Source organism: Streptomyces sp. NPDC051452 (assembly GCF_044454765.1).
Classification (GTDB): domain Bacteria; phylum Actinomycetota; class Actinomycetes; order Streptomycetales; family Streptomycetaceae; genus Streptomyces.
On record NZ_JBITEB010000007.1, the window covers coordinates 17298 to 31509 of the forward strand.

The 14212-nt window shown below is 73.1% G+C and carries 12 protein-coding genes; 6 read left to right on the plus strand and 6 right to left on the minus strand.

What is annotated here, in order from left to right; translation table 11 throughout:
- Positions 1-104 precede the first annotated feature (104 nt).
- Positions 105-1040 (plus strand): cation diffusion facilitator family transporter, encoded by a 936-nt coding sequence (locus ACIBA9_RS18405; protein WP_362162756.1) that lies wholly within the window; start codon positions 105-107, stop codon positions 1038-1040.
- 175 nt (positions 1041-1215) lie between these two features.
- Positions 1216-1809 carry an isopentenyl-diphosphate Delta-isomerase gene (gene idi / locus ACIBA9_RS18410; protein ID WP_399364155.1) on the plus strand — a complete coding sequence of 198 codons (594 nt, stop codon included), beginning with the start codon at positions 1216-1218 and terminating at the stop codon, positions 1807-1809.
- Between the two features lie 203 nt (positions 1810-2012).
- On the opposite strand, the gene ACIBA9_RS18415 is transcribed toward idi, so the two are convergent.
- Positions 2013-2507, minus strand: coding sequence for an ATP-binding protein (locus ACIBA9_RS18415; RefSeq protein WP_362162792.1), 495 nt, complete (start codon positions 2505-2507; stop codon positions 2013-2015).
- A gap of 269 nt (positions 2508-2776) precedes the next feature.
- Between ACIBA9_RS18415 and ACIBA9_RS18420 the strand changes: the two genes are divergently transcribed.
- Entirely contained in the window at positions 2777-3532 is a 756-nt protein-coding gene (locus ACIBA9_RS18420; RefSeq protein ID WP_399364157.1) for an enoyl-CoA hydratase/isomerase family protein, read from the plus strand.
- Here the strand turns inward: ACIBA9_RS18420 and ACIBA9_RS18425 are convergent.
- Both ACIBA9_RS18425 and ACIBA9_RS18430 read right to left on the minus strand, forming a co-directional pair.
- Complete coding sequence (locus tag ACIBA9_RS18425; RefSeq protein ID WP_399364159.1) at positions 3519-4154, minus strand: DJ-1/PfpI family protein; 636 nt, start codon at positions 4152-4154, stop codon at positions 3519-3521. The two genes, ACIBA9_RS18420 and ACIBA9_RS18425, sit on opposite strands and share 14 nt — an antisense overlap.
- A 33-nt stretch (positions 4155-4187) precedes the next feature.
- Positions 4188-5147, minus strand: coding sequence for a GlxA family transcriptional regulator (locus ACIBA9_RS18430; protein WP_399364161.1), 960 nt, complete (start codon positions 5145-5147; stop codon positions 4188-4190).
- A gap of 250 nt (positions 5148-5397) precedes the next feature.
- Between ACIBA9_RS18430 and ACIBA9_RS18435 the strand changes: the two genes are divergently transcribed.
- Positions 5398-7860 carry a Tex family protein gene (locus tag ACIBA9_RS18435; RefSeq protein ID WP_399364163.1) on the plus strand — a complete coding sequence of 821 codons (2463 nt, stop codon included), beginning with the start codon at positions 5398-5400 and terminating at the stop codon, positions 7858-7860.
- A 116-nt stretch (positions 7861-7976) separates the two neighbouring features.
- Here ACIBA9_RS18435 and ACIBA9_RS18440 read toward each other — a convergent pair whose 3' ends face one another.
- Positions 7977-8438, minus strand: coding sequence for a nuclear transport factor 2 family protein (locus ACIBA9_RS18440; RefSeq protein WP_399364165.1), 462 nt, complete (start codon positions 8436-8438; stop codon positions 7977-7979).
- 86 nt (positions 8439-8524) lie between these two features.
- On the opposite strand from ACIBA9_RS18440, the gene ACIBA9_RS18445 reads away from it, so the two are divergent.
- A complete protein-coding gene (locus ACIBA9_RS18445) occupies positions 8525-9091 on the plus strand; it encodes a TetR/AcrR family transcriptional regulator (RefSeq protein WP_399364167.1) in 567 nt (188 codons plus the stop codon).
- Between the two features lie 85 nt (positions 9092-9176).
- Here the strand turns inward: ACIBA9_RS18445 and ACIBA9_RS18450 are convergent, their stop codons facing one another.
- A complete protein-coding gene (locus ACIBA9_RS18450; RefSeq protein WP_362162740.1) occupies positions 9177-10817 on the minus strand; it encodes an ABC-F family ATP-binding cassette domain-containing protein in 1641 nt (546 codons plus the stop codon).
- A gap of 123 nt (positions 10818-10940) precedes the next feature.
- On the opposite strand from ACIBA9_RS18450, the gene ACIBA9_RS18455 reads away from it, so the two are divergent.
- Positions 10941-11855, plus strand: a complete 915-nt coding sequence (locus tag ACIBA9_RS18455; RefSeq protein WP_399364607.1) for an FAD-dependent oxidoreductase — start codon at positions 10941-10943, stop codon at positions 11853-11855.
- Positions 11856-12126: 271 nt separating this feature from the next.
- On the opposite strand, the gene ACIBA9_RS18460 is transcribed toward ACIBA9_RS18455, so the two are convergent.
- Positions 12127-14079, minus strand: coding sequence for a Xaa-Pro dipeptidyl-peptidase (locus tag ACIBA9_RS18460; RefSeq protein WP_399364169.1), 1953 nt, complete (start codon positions 14077-14079; stop codon positions 12127-12129).
- Positions 14080-14212: the final 133 nt, after the last annotated feature.

Sequence of the window (14212 nt, forward strand, 5' to 3'; positions counted from 1 at the left end):
TTGCGCAGGTCAGGGCATATGACAACGGTGTTCAGTGCCGCGTTGCCGGATACCCCCCGCCCGTAGTTCACTGGCTGCCTGAGGCACCGGAAAGGGTGGTAGTCATGGGGGCAGGGCACGACCACGGGCACTCGCACGCGCCGCCCGGGGGTACGGCCACGGCGGCGTACCGGGGCCGGCTGCGGATCACGCTCGGCATCACGCTCGCGGTCATGGTGGTCGAGGTCGTCGGCGGACTGGTCGCGGACTCGCTCGCACTGATCGCGGACGCGGCGCACATGGCGACCGACGCGGTGGGCCTCGGCATGGCCCTGCTGGCGATCCACTTCGCCAACCGCCCGGCGAGCACCAACCGCACCTTCGGCCACGCCCGCGCCGAGATCCTGGCCGCGCTCGCCAACTGTCTGCTGCTGCTCGGGGTCGGCGGGTACGTCCTCGTCGAGGCGGTGGAGCGGTTCGTCACGCCCGCGGACACCCGGGGCGGCCAGATGATCGTGTTCGGTCTGATCGGTCTGGTCGCCAACATGGTCTCGCTGACCCTGCTGATGCGCGGGCAGAAGGAGAGTCTGAACGTGCGCGGCGCCTTCCTGGAGGTGGCCGCGGACGCGCTCGGTTCGTTGGCGGTACTGGTCTCGGCGGTGGTGATCCTCGCCACGGGCTGGCAGCCGGCCGACCCCATCGCCTCGCTGGTGATCGGGCTGATGATCGTCCCGAGGACCCTCAAGCTGCTGCGCGAGACGTTGGACGTGCTGCTGGAGGCGGCCCCCAAGGACGTCGACATGGCGCAGGTCCGGGCGCACATCCTGGCGCTGGACGGCGTGGAGGACGTCCACGACCTGCACGCCTGGACGATCACCTCCGGGATGCCCGTGCTGTCCGCGCACGTGGTGGTCACCTCCGAGGTACTGAACGCCATCGGCAACGAGAAGATGCTGCACGAGTTGCAGGGCTGTCTCGGCGACCACTTCGACGTGGAGCACTGCACCTTCCAGCTGGAGCCCGGGGGGCACGCGGAGCACGAGGCGAGGTTGTGCCACTGACCGTACGCACAGGCGTTCGGTACCGCCCGGCGGTTCCCGGTCGCGAATGCCGGGCACGATGATCTACCGGGTCCCCCAGCCGGTGCCGCGCCGCGCGCAGACGTGCCGGGAAGTGCCGGGAGTGCCGGATTCGTACGGCAGACTTGGGGTGCGAAGACCGAGGCGAAGGATGGGTATGCCGATCACACCTGGCACCGCGACGCACAGCACGTCGAACGGCACCGCAGAGGCGATTTTGCTGGAACTGGTCGACGAGAAGGGTGTGACGATCGGGACGGCGGAGAAGCTCTCCGCCCACCAGCCGCCGGGACGGCTGCACCGCGCGTTCTCGGTGTTCCTCTTCGACGAGCAGGGGCGGCTGCTGCTCCAGCAGCGGGCCCTCGGCAAGTACCACTCCCCCGGCGTGTGGTCCAACACCTGTTGCGGGCACCCCTACCCGGGCGAGGCGCCGTTCGCGGCGGCGGCCCGGCGCACCTTCGAGGAGCTGGGGGTGTCCCCCTCGCTGCTGGCGGCGGCCGGCACCGTCCGGTACAACCACCCGGACCCGGCCTCGGGCCTGGTGGAGCAGGAGTACAACCACCTGTTCATCGGCCTGGTGCAGACGACGCCGGCGCCGGACGAGGACGAGGTCGCCTCGACCGCCTTCGTGACCGCCGCCGAGCTGGCCGAGCGGCACGCCCGGGACCCGTTCTCGGCCTGGTTCATGACCGTGCTGGACGCGGCCCGCCCGGCCGTCCGCGAACTGACCGGACCGTCCGCCGGCTGGTAGGACCCAGGGCCGCTCTTCCGGATCCTGCCGGGGTCGGCTCCGCTCGGGCAGGCCATGCGGTGCCCCCTGTCCCGGCCGGCCTGAACCGAAGGAAGGAACCTGGGGCCTGTCGTCACATCCACGTCGTCGCCCGGGGCAGACGGGAACGTGACGACGGGGCCCCAGGTCCTGTCGCGCGTCAGACGCGAATCGTCGGACAGGGCCTAGGCGAGGGTGGCGGGCTTGAGCGGCAGGGCGGCCCAGATCACCTTGCCGCCCCCTGCCGTGTGCTCCACGTCGATCACCCCGCCCGCCTCGCGGGCCACCTCGCGGACCAGGAGCAGTCCTCGGCCGCCCGTCTGGCCGTGGTCGGCCTCCAGGGCGGTCGGGCGGTAGGGGTGGTTGTCCTCCACGGACACCCGAACCCACTCGGCCCCGACGGCCACCTCGACGGCCAGCGTCGGCGACAGCAGCGCCGCGTGCCTGACCGCGTTGGTGACCAGCTCGGAGACGATCAGCAACAGTCCGTGCACCAGATCGTCGGACACCGGGACGCCCTGGCGCAGCAGCAGGTCGCGTACCGCGCGCCGTGCCTGCGGGACCGATACGTCCACGGCGGGCGCGGTGAAGCGCCAGACTCCTTCGTACGGCAGTGGGCCGGGCGCCCGCTCGGCGCCCCCCGCTGGGCGTGGGCCGTCCCCACGCCCGTGGTCGTCCATCGTCCGGTCGCCACCCTCGCGCTCGATTGTCACCACACGTCGAGTGTTGGTAACGATCCGCCGCGGCCCGTCGCACTGAACAGAAGTCAGCGGGTATCGAACGGTTTCTGACCGAGTGCGTATGACATGGGCACGTGTGGGACTGTTTCCTGTCCTCCGGACGCCGGTTCGCGAACTCTTCGGGTTGTACGGGTTCCGGCCGGCCGAGGCGTCCGCGGTGACCTGGGGCGGACCGGGCCGACGGCCGGGCTGCCGCTACGATCCGGCGCATGGAGCCTCAGCTGTCGCATCGGGTCGCCGACTCCGTCGCCACCGTGGTCATCCGTCATCCGGCCAAGCGCAACGCCATGACGGCCGCGATGTGGCGCGCGCTGCCGCCGCTGCTGGACCGGTTCGCGCGCGACCGGGACGTGCGGGCGCTGGTGCTGACCGGCGAGGGCGGGACGTTCTGCGCGGGCGCGGACATCGGCACGCTCCGGGAGTCGCCGCACCAGGCGCAGGCGCTCGCGGTGGCGGCCGAGGAGGCTCTCGCCGCGTTCCCGAAGCCGACCCTCGCCGCGGTGCGCGGACACTGCGTCGGCGGCGGGGCGCAGCTCGCGGCGGCCTGCGATCTGCGACTGGCGCAGGAGGGCGCGCTGTTCGGGGTGACCCCGGCGCGGCTGGGCATCGTCTACCCGGCGTCCTCCACCCGGCGGCTGGTGTCGCTGGTGGGGCCGGCCACGGCCAAGTACCTGCTGTTCACCGCCGAGTTGATCGACGCCGGGCGGGCGTTGCGCACCGGACTCGTGGACGAGGTGCTGCCGGAGGGCGACCTGGACAAGCGGGTCGCCGAACTGACCGGGATCCTGGCGTCCCGCTCCCAGCTCACCCAGGCCGCCGCCAAGGAGTTCGCGAACGGCCGGACCGACCGGGACGAGCACTGGGCGGAGCAGGCGCGCGGCGGCGGCGACACCGCGGAGGGGGTCGCCGCGTTCCTGGAGCGCAGGCAGCCGCGCTTCACCTGGAGCGTGCCTACGACAGGATGAAGCGGCTGCGCCCGCGCAGTTCGGCAACCACGTGCGCGGGAGCCTTCCGCGGGGAGCCGGCGTCGTAGGGCGGCTGCGGGTCGTACTCGGTGGCGAGCTGGACGGCCTGGGCGTAGTCGTCGCCGGCGATCCGGCCCAGCAGGGTGAGGCCCATGTCGATGCCGGCGGAGACCCCGGCCGCGGTGACGTACTTGCCGTCGGTCACGACCCGTTCGCCCGTCGGCAGCGCGCCGTGGCGCTCCAGCTCGTCCAGGGCCAGCCAGTGCGAGGTGGCGCGCCGGCCGGTGAGCAGGCCGGCGGCGGCCAGCAGCAGGGAGCCGGTGCACACGGACGTGGTCCAGGTGCTGGTGGCGTCGGCGGCACGCAGCCAGTCCAGCAGCGGGGCGTGTTCCATCAGGCCCTGCTGCCCGGGGCCGCCCGGTACGACGACGATGTCCGGGGACGGCACCTCGGCGAGCGGCAGGTCGGCGGTGATGGCGAGGCTGCCGGTGTCCGCGCGGACCGGCCCGCTCTCCTCGGCGACGAACACCGTCCGGGCGTCCGGCAGCCGGCCGAGGGACTCGTAGGGGCCCACGACGTCGAGGGCGGTGAAACGGTCGAACAGGACGAAGGCGATCTGCATGCCGTGCTCCTTGGTCGCAAGGGTGGGCGAGGGTCAGGTGACGGGTGCCGGACGGAACCGGCGCCGGTACTCGGCCGGAGCGGCGCCGAGCGCGCGCACGAAGGCCCGGCGCATGGCCTCCGGGGTGCCGTAGCCGCTGGCGCGGGATATCTCCTCGACGCCGTCGGCGGTGTCCTCCAGCAGGCGGCGGGCGTGTTCGAGGCGGACCCGGTCGACGTAACGGCCGGGGGTCGTGCCGGTCTCGGCCTGGAAGGCGCGGGTGAAGTGACGTGGTGACAGGGCGGCGCGGGCGGCCAGCGCCTCGACACCGAGGTCGGCCTCCGGATGCTCGGTGATCCACTGCTGGACGTCGCGCAGGGGTGCGCGCCGTGCCGTCTGGGCGGCCAGCTGGGCGCTGAACTGGGCCTGGTTGCCGGGTCTGCGCAGGAACACCACGAGATGGCGGGCGATGGTCAGCGCGGTGTCCCGGCCGAGGTCCTCCTCGACCAGCGCCAGCGCGAGATCGATGCCCGCGGTGACCCCGGCCGAGGTGGCCACCGTGCCGTCCCGGACGAAGATCGGGTCGGGGTCGACCCGCACGGCGGGATGGTCCCGGGCCAGCTCCTCGCAGTAGGCCCAGTGCGTCGTGGCCCGGCGGCCGTCCAGGAGACCGGCACGGGCGAGCAGGACCGCCCCGGTGCAGACGGCGACCAGGCGCCGGGCGCGCGGGCCGTGCACCCGCAGCCAGTCCACCAGCCGCGGGTCGTGGTCGCGGGTGCCCTCGCCGCCGGGCACCACCAGGGTGTGCGGGACGGCCGCGTCCTCCAGGGAGCCGTCCGGTACGAGGGTCAGCCCGCTGGTGGTGCGTACCGGGCGGCCTGCCGGGGACGCCGTGCGGATGCGGTAGGAGCCGGGGGTGTGCCGCTCGGCTCCGGCGAAGACCTCCAGGGGGCCGGTGACGTCGAGGCTCTGGACGCCGTCGAACAGGGCGATCAGGACGGTTTGCTTCGCCATGCCCCCGATTCTGGGCGGCCCCGGGCATGGCCGCAACGACGGATTTCCCACCTTTTCCGCCATGGCGGTTCAGGTCCTCGCGCGCAGGTACCCGGGCCGCGCCCGGTCACCGTGGCCCGGCGGGCGGGAGACGGCACCGCGTCGTGTGCCCGGGGCCCGGCGCCCCGCCGCGTGCCGCCCTGACGCCCGGTTGTCGGCGTCACCTGCCACAATTGCCGCGCAACCTCAGTGGAGAAGGCGGTACGGGATCGTGACGACACCCGGGTCCATCGAAGTAGGGTCCATCGAAAGCAGGATCGCCGAGGAGCTCGGCGTACGGGAGCGGCAGGTGAAGGCCGCGGTGGAGCTGCTCGACGGCGGTTCGACGGTGCCCTTCATCGCCCGCTACCGCAAGGAAGCGACCGAGATGCTCGACGACGCGCAACTGCGCACGCTCGAGGAACGGCTCCGCTATCTGCGGGAGCTGGAGGAGCGGCGGTCCGCGATCCTGGAGTCGGTGCGCGAGCAGGGCAAGCTGACCGGGGAGCTGGAGGCGCGGATCCGCGGGGCCGAGACCAAGGCGCGGCTGGAGGACGTCTACCTCCCCTACAAGCCCAAGCGGCGCACCAAGGCGCAGATCGCTCGCGAGGCCGGTCTCGGACCGCTCGCGGAGGGCCTGCTGGGCGATCCGTCCGTCGAACCGCTCGCGGCCGCCGCCGCGTTCGTGGACGCCGACAAGGGTGTCGCCGATCCGCAGGCCGCGTTGGACGGTGCGCGGGCGATCCTGACCGAGCGGTTCTCCGAGGACGCCGACCTGATCGGCGAGGTGCGCGAGCGCATGTGGGTGCGCGGGCGGCTGGCCGCCAAGGTGCGGGAGGGCAAGGAGGAGGCGGGCGCCAAGTTCGCCGACTACTTCGACTTCGCCGAGCCGTTCACCGAGCTGCCCTCGCACCGGATCCTGGCGATGCTGCGCGGCGAGAAGGAGGAGGTCCTGGATCTCGTCCTGGAGCCCGAGGAGCCGGCCGACACCCCGTCGGCGCCGTCCTCGTACGAGGCGATCATCGCCCGGCGTTTCCAGATCGCCGACCGGGGCCGCCCGGGCGACAAGTGGCTCCTCGACACGGTCCGCTGGGCCTGGCGCACCCGCATCCTCGTCCACCTCGGCATCGACCTGCGGCTGAGGCTGCGCACGGCGGCCGAGGACGAGGCGGTGAACGTCTTCGCCGCGAACCTGCGCGATCTGCTGCTGGCGGCGCCCGCCGGCACGCGCGCGACACTGGGGCTCGACCCCGGGTTCCGCACCGGTGTGAAGGTCGCCGTGGTCGACGCCACCGGCAAGGTCGTCGCCACGGACGTGATCTACCCGCACGTCCCGGCCAACAAGTGGGACCAGGCGATCGCCACACTGGCGCGGCTCGCCAAGGAGCACGCGGTCGAGCTGATCGCGATCGGCAACGGCACCGCCTCCCGCGAGACCGACAAGCTCGCCGGTGAACTCATCACCCGGCATCCGGAGTTGAAGCTCACCAAGGTGATGGTGTCCGAGGCGGGCGCGTCGGTGTACTCGGCGTCGCAGTACGCCTCGCAGGAACTGCCGGACATGGACGTCTCGTTGCGCGGCGCGGTGTCCATCGCCCGGCGGCTGCAGGACCCGCTGGCCGAGCTGGTGAAGATCGACCCGAAGTCGATCGGGGTCGGCCAGTACCAGCACGACCTGTCCGAGGTGAAGCTGTCCCGTTCGCTGGACACGGTCGTGGAGGACTGTGTGAACGGCGTCGGCGTGGACGTCAACACCGCCTCGGTGCCGTTGCTTTCGCGGGTGTCCGGCATCTCCGCGGGCCTCGCCGAGAACATCGTCGCGCACCGGGACGCCAACGGCCCGTTCCGCTCGCGCTCGCAGCTGAAGAAGGTCGCGCGGCTCGGCCCGAAGGCGTTCGAGCAGTGCGCGGGCTTCCTGCGCATCCGCGGCGGTGACGACCCGCTGGACGCCTCCAGCGTGCACCCCGAGGCCTACCCGGTGGTGCGCCGGATGGTGAAGACCACCGGCCAGGAGGTGGCCTCCCTCGTCGGCAACACCGGCGTGCTGCGCTCACTGCGGGCCGCCGACTTCGTCGACGACACCTTCGGTCTGCCGACCGTCTCCGACATCCTCGGGGAACTGGAGAAGCCGGGCCGCGACCCGCGCCCGGCCTTCAAGACGGCCACGTTCAAGGAGGGTGTGGAGAAGATCTCCGACCTGTCCGCCGGGATGGTCCTGGAGGGGGTGGTCACGAACGTGGCGGCCTTCGGCGCGTTCGTGGACATCGGCGTCCACCAGGACGGTTTGGTGCACGTGTCGGCGATGTCGAAGACGTTCGTCAAGGACCCGCGGGACGTCGCCAAGCCGGGTGACATCGTCAAGGTGAAGGTGCTCGACGTGGACATCCCGCGCAAGCGGATCGCGCTCACGCTGCGCCTGGACGACGAGGCCGCCCCCCAGGGGCAGGGCGGCGGCCGGCAGCAGCGCGGTGGAGGCGGCACCCGGCCGCCCCAGCAGCGCCAGGGCCGCCAGGACGGTCAGGGCGGTCAGGGCGGTTCGGGCCGGGAGCAGGGCGGCCGGCGACAGGGCGGCCAGGGGCAGCGGCAGGGGCGTGGCGGCGCCGACCGGGGCGGACGGCAGGCGCCGGCTCCGGCCAACGGGGCGATGGCGGACGCGCTGCGCCGCGCGGGGCTGCTGGACCCGAAGAAGCGCTGAGCGGAAGGGACACCGCCGCAAAAGAGGCGGCCGGAGACGCGGGTGCGTCTGTGGCCGCCTCTTCCGCGCGCGGGGACGGCGGCGCCCCGCGGGCGGGGCTGGGCGCGAGCGCCGCGCTAGCGGAGCGGGATGTCGGCGCCGTGTTCCGCCTCGGGGCGGGGGCCGTGGATGCGCCGGTCGGCCTCGGCGATGGCGAGGTCGTCGATGCTCGCCTCGCGGCGGCTCATCAGACCGTGCTCGTCGAACTCCCACAGCTCGTTGCCGTAGCTGCGCCACCACTGGCCCGCCGCGTCCCGGCACTCGTACTGGAAGCGGACGGCGATCCGGTTCCCGTCGAACGCCCAGAGGCTCTTGCGCAGCGCGTAGTCCCGCTCGCGCGCCCACTTCCGGGTCAGGAAGGCGACGATCTCCTCTCGGCCGGCGACGAAGGTGTCCCGGTTGCGCCAGACCGAGTCCGGCGTGTACGCCGACGCCACCCGCTCGGGGTCACGGGTGTTCCACGCGTCCTCGGCGGCCTGGACCTTCCGCAGGGCGCTCTCCCGGGTGAACGGTGGAAACGGCGGGCGGTCTTCGGGCACGGCGGCCTCCTCAAGTCGAGAACGTACGTTCTCCATCGGTGCGCCCTAAAGTAGGGAACGATCGTTCTCGACGTCAAGGAGGGCCGATGCCCGCGCCGATCACCGAGGAGCGCAACCGCCTGGACCGGGAGGCCCTGCTCGACGCGGCGGAGCGGCTGTTCTACGCGCGAGGCGTCCAGGCCGTCGGCATGGACGAGGTCCGCGCGGCCTGCGGCCTGCCGCTCAAGCGGATCTACCGGTTCTTCCCGGCGAAGGAGGACCTGGTCGTGGCGGTGCTCCGCCGCCGTGACCGCCGCTGGAGAGGAGAGCTGGCCGCTCATGTCGAAGCGGTCCCGGATCCCCGGGACCGCGTGCTGGCGCTCTTCGACTGGCTCGCCGAGTGGTTCGCGCGGCCGGGGTTCCGCGGCTGCGCCTGGATCAACGCCTACGGCGAACTCGGCTCGTCGTCGGAGGCGGTGCTGGCCGAAGTCCGCGCGCACAAGCGGGCGTTCCACGACCAGATAGCCGTGTGGAGCCGGGCCGCCGGGGTGCTGGCGGCCGAGCCGGTCTGTCTGCTCGCCGAAGGCGCCATCGTGACCGCCGCCATCAGCGGCGACCCGGCCCCGGCCGCACACGCCCGCAGGGCCGCCGCCACGCTGCTCGGGGCGCCCTGACCGCCTGACGCCGTGGTGCGCTGAACGCCGTGATCCCGGGCGCCCTGGTTCTCCGGCGCACCGGTCGTCGGCAGGGATCCGGTGCCTAGCGCTCCGTCACCTTGCCCGCCGCCACCTCCAGGCGCCGGGTGAGCCGGACCGCGTCCAGCATGCGCCGGTCGTGGGTGACCAGCAGCAGGGTGCCCTCGTAGGCGTCGAGAGCCGACTCCAGCTGCTCGATGGCCGGCAGGTCGAGGTGGTTCGTCGGCTCGTCCAGAACCAGGAGGTTGACGCCCCGGCCCTGGAGCAGCGCGAGCGCGGCGCGGGTGCGCTCGCCCGGGGAGAGGGTCGCCGCCGGACGCAGCACATGTTCCGCTTTCAGGCCGAACTTGGCGAGCAGCGTGCGGACCTCGGCCGGTTCGGTGTCGGGGACGGCCGCGCGAAAGGCCTCGAACAGCGCCTCCGGGCCGTGGAAGAGCCCCCGGGCCTGGTCGACCTCGCCGACCAGGACGCCCGAGCCGAGGGCGGCGTGCCCGAAGTCCAGCGGTACGCGGCCGAGCAGCGCGCCGAGCAGGGTGGACTTCCCGGCGCCGTTGGCTCCGGTGACGGCCACCCGGTCGGCCCAGTCGATCTGCAGGGACACGGGCCCGAAGGTGAAGTCGCCGCGCCGGACCTCGGCGTCCCGCAGGGTCGCCACGACCGCGCCCGAGCGGGGGGCCGACGCGATCTCCATCCGAAGCTCCCACTCCTTGCGGGGCTCCTCCACCGTCTCCAGGCGCTCGATCATGCGCTGGGTCTGCCGGGCCTTGGCGGCCTGCTTCTCGCTGGCCTCGCTGCGGAACTTGCGGCCGATCTTGTCGTTGTCGTTGCCGGCCTTGCGGCGGGCGTTCTTCACGCCCTTGTCCATCCAGGTTCGCTGCATCTGGGCGCGGTCCTGCAGCGCGGCCCGCTTGTCGGCGTACTCCTCGTAGTCCTCGCGAGCGTGCCGGCGAGCCACGTCCCGCTCCTCCAGGTAGGCCTCGTAGCCGCCGCCGTAGAGGTTGATCTGCCGCTGGGCGAGGTCGAGTTCGAGGACCTTGGTGACGGTGCGGGCGAGGAACTCACGGTCGTGGCTGACGACGACCGTGCCCGCGCGCAGACCGGTGACGAAGCGTTCCAGGCGCTCCAGGCCGTCGAGGTCGAGGTCGTTGGTCGGCTCGTCGAGCAGGAAGACGTCGTAGCGGGACAACAGCAGGGAGGCGAGTCCGGCGCGGGCGGCCTGGCCACCGGACAGGGAGGTCATGGGCCGGCCCAGGTCCACGGCGAGACCGAGGGAGTCGGCGACCTCCTCCGCCCGCTCGTCGAGGTCGGCGCCGCCGAGGCCGAGCCAGCGCTCCAGCGCGGTCGCGTAGGCGTCGTCGGCGCCGGGCGCGCCGTCGACCAGCGCCTGGGTGGCCTCGTCCATCACGCGCTGCGCCTCGGCGACGCCGGTGCGGCGGGCCAGGAACTCACCGACGGTCTCCCCCGGCCTGCGATCGGGCTCCTGCGGCAGGTGGCCGACGGTCGCGGTCGGCGGGGACAGCCGCAGTTCGCCCTGCTCGGGCGAGGCCAGCCCGGCGAGCAGGCGGAGCAGGGTGGACTTGCCCGCCCCGTTGGACCCGACCAGCCCGATCACGTCACCGGGGGCGACGACGAGGTCGAGCCCGGCGAAGAGGGAGCGGTCGCCGTGCCCGGCGGCGAGGTTCTTGGCAACGAGGGTGGCAGTCATCAGGACGCCGATTTTAATGGCCGCGGACCGGCGCTCGCCTCCACGGCCGGACCGTCGCCGTGGGAACACCTCCGGGCGGGAAGGACCTATCGTGCTCGCGTGGACAGCGAGCCGAGTGACGAAGTGATCGTGGTCGGGGGCGGGGTCGCCGGGCTGACGACGGCCCTGGTGCTGGCCGAGTCCGGACGGCGGGTGCGGGTGTGGGCGCGGGAGTCCCCCGAGCGTACGACCTCGGCGGTCGCCGGCGGCCTGTGGTGGCCGTACCGCATCGAACCGGAGCCACTGGTCGGCGCCTGGGCGCTGGAATCACTGGCGGTGTACGAGGAGCTGGCGGCGCGGCCGCGGGAGACGGGCGTCCGGCTGGTCGACGGTGTCCATCAGGGAGCCCGGCTGGACGAGCTGGGCGCGTGGGCGGGCCAGGTGCCGGGGCTGCGGGCGGTGGCCGGCGGGCTGGCGGCGCGGTTGCCCGTGATCGACATGCCGGCGCATCTGGCGTGGCTGCGGGAGCGGCTGGTGAGGGCGGGGGTGACGGTGGAGGAGCGTGAGGTGACCGATCTGACCGCGGTGCCCGCCGCGGTGGTGGTCAACTGCACCGCCCTCGGGGCGCGTTCGCTGGTGCCGGATCCGAGGGTGCGTCCGGTGCGCGGTCAACTGGTCGTGGTGGCGAACCCGGGCGTCACCACCTGGTACACCTCCGTCGACCACTCCTCGGCGGCGTCCGTCTACTTCATCCCGCAGCCGGGCGGACTTCTGCTCGGTGGTACGGCCGAGGAGGACGACTGGTCCCTGGAGCCCGACCCGGAGACCGCCGCGGCGATCGTCGCCCGCTGCGCGGTGGTCCGGCCGGAGATAGCCGGGGCGCGGGTGCTCGCCCACCGGGTGGGGCTACGGCCGGCCCGCGACGCGGTACGGCTGGAACGGCAGCCCCTCCCCGACGGCCGGCTGCTCGTACACAACTACGGCCACGGCGGCGCCGGAATCACCGTGGCCTGGGGCTGCGCCAGAGAGACGGCACGCTTGACCCTCCCACCCGGTTGAGGCGCCCCGGCGCCGGCCCGCTGTGGCGCCCTGGCCGGGAGACGAGCCGACCGGGCCGTAGCCCGCCGGGGCGCCTCCCGGGCGGGCGTCAGCCGGACCGGGAGGCTGTCGGCCGACGCTTTCGCCCGGCCCGGCCCGCCGACCGATGCCTCGGAAGGCCTGAACGCCCTGCCGACCGTTGCCCCGGCCGGAACGGACACCGTCGGCCGGAGCAGCGCCCCGCCCGGACGCCCACCGGCCGGAGCAGCGCCCGGCCCGGGCGCTCCCCGTGTCACCCGGCCGGAACGTGCAGGGCCGGAGCCTGGGGGTGGAGGCCGGTGAAGGGGGTGGGGGCGAGGGGGGTGCGGGCGTGGGCGGAGGTGGCGTCGGCGAAGGCTGTCGTGCCGCCTACCAGGGGGAGCCGCGCGCGGGTGCCGGACAGGGCGACGGTGAGGGTCGGCCGGGTGGACGGCGGGTCGATGAGGTCCTTGTCCGTGCCGGCGACGATCAAAGCCAGCCGGTGCCCCTTGGGGACGACGTGGTCGGTGGCCGCGAGGTCGAGGGTCATCGTGTAGGCCTTGCCGGGGGTGAGCGGGACGCCCTTGCCGAGGGAGGCGGCGTGACCGAGGTCGCCCCAGCCGCGGCTGAACACCGTGTAGTCGACGGCTGCCGTCTTGGCCCTGGTCTCCTTGAAGCAGGCGCTGTCCCCGGCCGTGCTCGCACCCCAGCAGGTGCGGTCGGTGAGCGTCGTGATGCCCTCGGCGCTGTCGGCGTAGTCCCGGATGGTGGCGGGGCCGAGGTCCACCAGGACGGCCGTCAGGTGCGCCGAGGCCGTGGTCGGGGTGGCGGTGACGGTCACCTCGGAGGAACCCGACAGCCGCAGGTCGCGGGTGAGCGGTGCCGTGAGGAAGCCGGCCTTCTCCGGGGTGGACGTGGTGAGGTGGGCCGCCCAGTCGGTCTCGCTCAGCTGCGGGTCGTCGGTGAGGGTCTCGGTGCCGCGGGCGGGACGCAGGCCGAGGGTGCCGACGCCAGCCCGGGCGCCGGACGCGGGGTGCAGGGTGGTGACGCGGGTGCCCTGCGGCGGCCAAGTCCGGGAGGTCACCCACTGGTCGGGGTGGCGTTCGACGTCGGCGGCCGGCTCGCGGTCGATGCCGTTGTCGTAGCCGAGGAGTTCGTGGTCGAACCAGCGGTGCAGGGTGTCGACCCAGGCTCCGCGCCGGTAGTCGAACGGGTCGACGTGCCCGGTCTGGGACAGCCAGATCTTGCGCTGGACGCCGTGCCGCGCGAGGGCGTCCCACCACTGGCCGAAGTTCTTGGTGCGCACGTTGAGGTCCTGCATGCCGTGCACGACGAACACGCTGGCGCGCACCTTGGCCGCGTCCTTGACGTAGTCCCGTTCGGTCCACAGCGGGGTCCAGTCGCCACTGCGCGGGCTGCCGTCGGCGAGCCTTCGCTGCACTGCGGCGCAGTGGGCCTGCGCGTCCGCGCTCTCGACGTAGCCGGCCAGTTCGTCGGGGCCGCCGTCGTAGAGCGGCGCTCCCTGCGCGAAGTAGTAGTCGTACCAGGAGGAGATGGCGCTGATCGGGACGATGGTCTTCAGGCCCTTGACGCCGGTGGCGGCGACGCCGTTGGCGATCGTGCCGTCCCAGCTCTTGCCGATCATACCGGTGCGGCCGTTGGTCCAGCCGGCCTTGACCGGTGTGCCGCCGGTGCGGCTGGTGTACGCCCTGGCGCGGCCGTTCAGCCAGTCGACGACGGCCTTCGCGGACCGGATGTCGGAGCGGCCACCGACGTCGACGCAGCCGTCGGAACGGTTGGTGCCCGTGAGGTCGACGCCGACGACGGCATAGCCGCGCGGCACGAAGTAGTTGTCGTAGAACAGCGGCATCCGGACGATGCGGCCGCTCGCGTCGTACGTCTTGAGCTGGCTCTCGTTGCCGCGCCCGCAGCAGGAGTAGTAGGGGCTGGCGTCCATGATGACCGGTACCTTGCGGCCCTCCCGGGCCGGTTCGGCGGGCCGGACGATGTCGGCGGCGACGCGGTCGCTCCTGCCGTCGCCGTCCCCGTCCAGGCCGGTGTCCACCCAGACGGACTCGCGGACGGCGTCGGCGTAGGAGTAGACGGGCCGGCTCTCGCGCGGGGGCGCGGCGTGTGCGGCGACCGGGGTGAGGAAGAGCGCCGTCAGGATGGCGACGGCCGCTGTCGCGAGCGTTCTCCAGATCGTGAAGCGCGTGCGTGTCGGCATGCGCGGACGGTACTCCGGTCAACTCCCGGGCAAAAGAGGGCAGCTGGGTGACGCGAGGGCTCTCGTGACGGCCGAATGGCGATCGTGTGACAGGAGGGGTCATGGACAGGTCAGGGGTCACAGGGACTGAATA